Consider the following 5382-nt stretch of genomic DNA (forward strand, 5'->3'; position numbering starts at 1 on the left):
CCGATACCAACTCTCGCGAGAGCAACTGCTACATTGGAACCTAAACCTCCTGCGCCTGCAATCCCGATAGTTGATTCAAGTATTATCTGTAGGATTTTGGGATCGTGCTTGGAGAAGAAATCTGATTTGGATAGTTGCATAAGAGTTCTTTTGTATTGAAAAACCTTCAAGGTTCATCAAACTTTAGTTTGCGAAACCTTGAAGGTTTATATTTTTATGCTTTTTTCAAAACCTCAACGACCGAAGGCAAATCCATTCTCAATTCTTTCATCTTCTCGATGGTAGGAACTCCATTATTATCCCAGCCGCGCCTTTTGTAAACCGCGTCACAGAGATGTTGATAATCTTTTTCTCTCATCTCTCGTAGGTAATCTCTTTTTTCTTTGGAAGTCTTTCCTGCGATATCATAATTCCATTTTTCAGTAAGCTGTTTATCATACCTTTCTGCTCTGGATTCGTATTCTTCAATCGTTACAGGACCTGCTGAACGATAGGGAATAGCATCATGCTCGCGAGTTCCATATCCAAGACGGAAATTGAAAACTCGCTGGAAATTGTAAACTCGTTCCGATTGTCGTATTAATTCCTGCTTATCGATTTCTTTGCCGGTCATGGCAGAGAAGAAATTAACATAACCTTCAACATGACCCGGAACTTTGGCGGGTTCGTCGGTTTCCGCATTATCAGCTGGTTCCACATCATTCCAGGGAAGTTTGCAGAGTCCCATCAAACCGAACCAGGTACGGAACATCGGGAAGTAATGCAGAGCTTCAGCTTTGTCTTTAAAAGTCGGAATCTGGTTATTCACCATATCCATAAAGATGAGCCAGGCTTCATCGTGTTGAGCTCCTTTCAAAGCAAGTCCATAACCACCCTGCATAGCAAGAGATTCTTTAGTTACATATTCGGAATATTCCAGACCTTTTGCTTCCATGCCGATATCCTGCATAAATTGGATTTGCTCATCTGTCAGGTCATATTTTTCCGCAAAAATCTTTTTCATCCTGCGAATTCCTTGACCGACAATTATTCCGAAACCATCTCCTCGTCCCATTTGATGAAGAATTTCCATAGCAGTATTTTCGTTACCGAATTTTACTTCTAAACCACCGGTAATTTTTTTATCGATAATTCCATTCTCAAAACATTCCATAGCAAAAGCAAGTCCGGTCGCATAAGAAATCGTATCAATGCCATAAGTATCACAATAAAAATTCGCTTCGATCACAAATTCCGGAACAAAAATTCCCAGGTTCGCACCACAACCGGCAACAGTTTCATATTCCGGACCATCGACTAAAACTTTCTGTCCTTTGTATGGACCTGTTTTCAGTTCGAAATTTTCAGCAGCTTTGGCGCATGACATTGTACAACCAAGCCAGCAACCATCAGGCAGTCCCTGAGTTATATATTTTTTCTTGAAAACATCGGAATGGAGTTTATCTGCTTCTTTATGAGAACCGTATTTGTAATTGGTAGTGGGGAGTAGGTCGTAATCATTCATAATTTGCGTTAAATGAGCAGTTCCAATTCCTCTCATATCACACTGTTCGTCATCGAGAAGCGTCATTTGTTCAGTAATTTTCATCCCGTATTTATCGATCCTTGTTGCATCTGCAGGATGATTAGGAATATCGGTCATATAGATTGCTCCGGTCGGACAGATATTAGCACAAGTGCTGCAACCGATACAAGCATCGTAATGTTTCTCAAACGGCATCACAACCCGTCTGTTTTCACCTCGTCCAGCAAAACCGATGATATCTTCCCAAACCATTTCCGAACAGGCATTAACGCAAAGTCCGCAGAGAATACAGGCATTTTCGGAATAATCCACAAGAGGATGAACCATTCTTGGTTTTGTAACTCCATAATCTGCTGCAAATTTTTTGATTAGATTGACATTGGGCCAGCGCGAAAGCATCAATTCAAGAAGCATTTTCCTGGTTTTCATAACTCTTTCGGATTGTGTAAAAACTTCGATTTTTTTCCGAATTGGAAAATTGCAGGAGGTTACCATTTTCGTTTTATTTCCGTCTTTTACATCGACTACGCAAAGGCGACACGCTCCGTAAGCTTCCACAACTTCACGATTACAAACTGCAGGAATCGTTATGTCAAGCATCTTGGCAGCATTTAAAATAGTTGTTTCTTTTTCCACTTCAATTTTTTTTCCATCTATAATTATATTTATCATCATTCCTCCTACTCTACGGTAATTGCATCAAACTTGCAGACTTCATAACAGATACCACATTTGATACAAATATTAGGATCTATAAAATGCATTTCTTTCAGTTTCCCGGAAATAGCATCAACAGGACATTTCTTCGCACAGATCGTGCAGCCAGTGCATTTCTCATTAATGCTGTAAGTTATCAATTCCTTGCAAACACCGGCTGGACATTTTTTATCTCTAATATGAGCTTCATATTCATCACGGAAATATTTAATCGTACTTAAAACAGGATTTGGAGCTGATTTTCCAAGTTCACAGAGAGAAGCGATTTTCATGGTTTCACAAATATCTTCCATCAATTCGATATCATCAGGCTTTCCATCACCTTTTGTAATGCGATCCAGAATTTTATCCAAAGAAATCAATCCTTCCCGGCAGGGAGTACATTTTCCGCATGATTCTCCTTTCAGAAAATGAATGAAATATTTCGCCACATCAACCATACAGGTTTTTTCATCCATCACGATCATTCCTCCAGAACCCATCATTGATCCAGCTTTAGTCAGAGAATCAAAATCGACGGTAAGATCGAGTAAAGATTCGGGAAGGCATCCTCCGGAAGGACCTCCGGTCTGGATTGCTTTGAATTTTCTATCTTTGGGAATTCCTCCACCAATATCATAAACGATTTCTCGGAGTGTAATTCCCATTGGAACTTCGATCAAGCCAGTTCTTTTAATCTTCCCAACTAATGAGAAAACTTTAGTACCTGAACTTCCATTCCAGGGATTTTCTGAAACATCACCGCTTCCGATCTTTGCAAACCAATCTGCTCCTTTCTCGATAATAACAGGAATATTTGCCCAAGTTTCAACATTGTTCAGGACTGTAGGTTTTCCTTTAAATCCGGATTCAACATTGTGAATATATTTCGCTTTTGGTTCACCAACTTTTCCAGTCATCGAAGCCATCAAAGCTGTTGATTCTCCGCAAACAAATGCTCCGGCTCCACGATGAATTTTTATCTCAAAATCAAAACCGGAATTCAAAATGTTTATTCCCAGAAATCCTTTCTTTTTTGCTTGTTGGATAGCAGTTGAAATCCTTTCCAGAGCAAGCGGATATTCTTTCCTGATATAGATATAACCTTCACTGGAATTTATCGCATAAGCGCCGATGATCATTCCTTCGAGGATCGTATGAGGATCACTTTCCAATAGATTTCTATCCATAAATGCACCTGGATCACCTTCGTCTGCATTACAAACCAGAATCGGATTTTCATTTTTTTTAACTGCTGCTTTGACAGCGCTTTCCCATTTGATTCCAGTAGGAAATCCTCCACCTCCACGACCTCGAATTGCTGATCTTTTTACTTCATCGATAACATCTTCAGGAGTCATTTTTAAAACTTTGTCCAAAGATTTGTAACCATCTTTTGCGATGTAATCATCTATATTTGTCGAATCAATGATTCCACAATTTCGGGAAGCAATTTTCAACTGTTTAATAAAAAAAGTGTCATCTTTGGTTTTGATCTTTTCCGTTTTCACCAGCCATTCTTTTATTGGACTGTCTTCTTCGGAATGATGTTTGATTATCTCTTTTGCAGTTTCTTCTGTAACATTTCCATAAAGCCAATTCCCGGAATCTGTGAAAACTTCGACCAATGGTTCATTATAACACATTCCGATGCAACCGGTTTCATGAATATTTATTTGAAGTTTTTTATCCTGAACTTCTTTATTGATTACTTCTTTTATCCTTCCAGCACCAGCAGCCAAACCACAGGAAGCAAGACCAATAGTTATTTTTTTCATAAAGCTACCTCGTCATATTTTTTCAAAACCGTTTTGATCTTATCGGAAGTGAAATCACCGTAAATATCGTCGTTGATCATCACAACCGGTGCTAAACTACAGCAACCCAAACATCGAACTTCTTCCAATGTGAACTTACCGTCTTGTGTGGTCTCTCCGATTTCAATATTTAATTCTCGTTTGAAAGCATCGATTATGAGTGGAGCACCTTTTACATGACAGGCAGTTCCGGTGCAAACCTGGATTTCGTATTTCCCGCGGGGAGTTAAACTGAATGATTTATAAAAAGTTGCAATATGATACAAATGAGCGAGAGGAACTTTAGTTTGTAGCGTTATTGTTTCCAAAGCTTCTTCGGGAATATATTTGAATTCATCCTGAATGTCCTGCATCATTTCGATCACAAAATCAGGATCTGAATTCCATTTCTTAATTATTTGATCTACTTTTTCCATTCTATACCCCTTCTCCTGAACAAGATTGTCTTTGTTGGATATTCCATTTCGGTCTCATATTCGGTGTTTTAACGATAATTGCCTTGATTTTCTTATTTCGGAAAACAGAACCTATTCCTCCTCGACCGGCTTGTTTGATTCTGGTTCCCTGTCTTCTCCAATCCCACCAGGAAAAATTCAGACACCCGATGAGTGTATGATCAGAACCTGATCCAGCGGAAACAACTGAAATATTCTGCTTTTCAGCGGGAGTATCTGCATACATTTCTGTGAATTCTTCGGATGCGAGATGAGCATTAATACTTTCTTCCGGTGCTTCTTCGACGGAAATTGATTTTGTCGTAGAGTCGATAAAAATGATCACATCTTTTTCTGCTTTTCCCTGCACTTCCATTGCATCCCAGCCAGCAAATTTTAGAAGCGGTCCGAAATGTCCGCCTACATTACTATCGATAATACTTCCGGTAGTGGGGGAGATGGATGTAACGAGAGATTTCCCTGATCCGGCAAAAGATGTTGTTCCTCCGAGAGGACCGCAAGCAATAACGATTTCATTTTCAGGACTATCCCATTTCGTGTCATTTTTCACACCATTCCAGAGAAGCCATAAACCGAATCCTTTTCCTCCAATAAAAAGGTCTTTCATTTGCTGAGTGACAGGCTTTTCTTTGATCTCATTACCGGAAATGTTCACATAGAGTGTTTTGTTCGTGTAACCCTTATTAATATTGGAAATAGTGTATTCAATTTTTTTAAGAACCTTATGAGCATATTTCATTTCTTTGATATTACTCATAATTCTCCTCCTTTTCGTTTGATTTCCGCTGCAACTTCATTCAATCCTCCATCTATTTTTTTTTTGGAAAATCTTTTTTAAATAACAGGCTAAATCTTAAACAAAGTGGATAGTGTCAAGCAGATTTTATAC

At 38.9% G+C, this 5382-nt stretch carries 5 protein-coding genes; all 5 read right to left on the reverse strand.

Annotated elements, in window-relative coordinates; translation table 11 throughout:
• Positions 1-140: thiamine biosynthesis protein ThiF (locus ENL20_10795; protein HHE39042.1), on the reverse strand; the 140-nt coding region annotated here is incomplete at its 3' end.
• Positions 141-214: 74 nt separating this feature from the next.
• Complete coding sequence (locus tag ENL20_10800) at positions 215-2200, reverse strand: 4Fe-4S dicluster domain-containing protein (protein HHE39043.1); 1986 nt, start codon at positions 2198-2200, stop codon at positions 215-217.
• Positions 2201-2205: 5 nt separating this feature from the next.
• Positions 2206-3999, reverse strand: a complete 1794-nt coding sequence (locus ENL20_10805; protein ID HHE39044.1) for an NADH-quinone oxidoreductase subunit NuoF — start codon at positions 3997-3999, stop codon at positions 2206-2208.
• Complete coding sequence (gene nuoE, locus ENL20_10810; GenBank protein ID HHE39045.1) at positions 3996-4454, reverse strand: NADH-quinone oxidoreductase subunit NuoE; 459 nt, start codon at positions 4452-4454, stop codon at positions 3996-3998. Before nuoE ends, ENL20_10805 begins: the two co-directional genes overlap by 4 nt.
• Position 4455: 1 nt before the next feature.
• Entirely contained in the window at positions 4456-5250 is a 795-nt protein-coding gene (locus ENL20_10815; GenBank protein HHE39046.1) for a hypothetical protein, read from the reverse strand.
• Positions 5251-5382: the final 132 nt, after the last annotated feature.

This window comes from Candidatus Cloacimonadota bacterium (genome assembly GCA_011372345.1).
Lineage (GTDB): Bacteria > Cloacimonadota > Cloacimonadia > Cloacimonadales > TCS61 > DRTC01.

Coding starts and splice junctions, on each gene's coding strand:
- ENL20_10800 (HHE39043.1), bottom strand. CDS start 2,200: ATGATGATAAATATAATTATAGATGGAAAAAAAATTGAAGTGGAAAAA.
- ENL20_10815 (HHE39046.1), bottom strand. CDS start 5,250: ATGAGTAATATCAAAGAAATGAAATATGCTCATAAGGTTCTTAAAAAA.
- nuoE (HHE39045.1), bottom strand. CDS start 4,454: ATGGAAAAAGTAGATCAAATAATTAAGAAATGGAATTCAGATCCTGAT.
- ENL20_10805 (HHE39044.1), bottom strand. CDS start 3,999: ATGAAAAAAATAACTATTGGTCTTGCTTCCTGTGGTTTGGCTGCTGGT.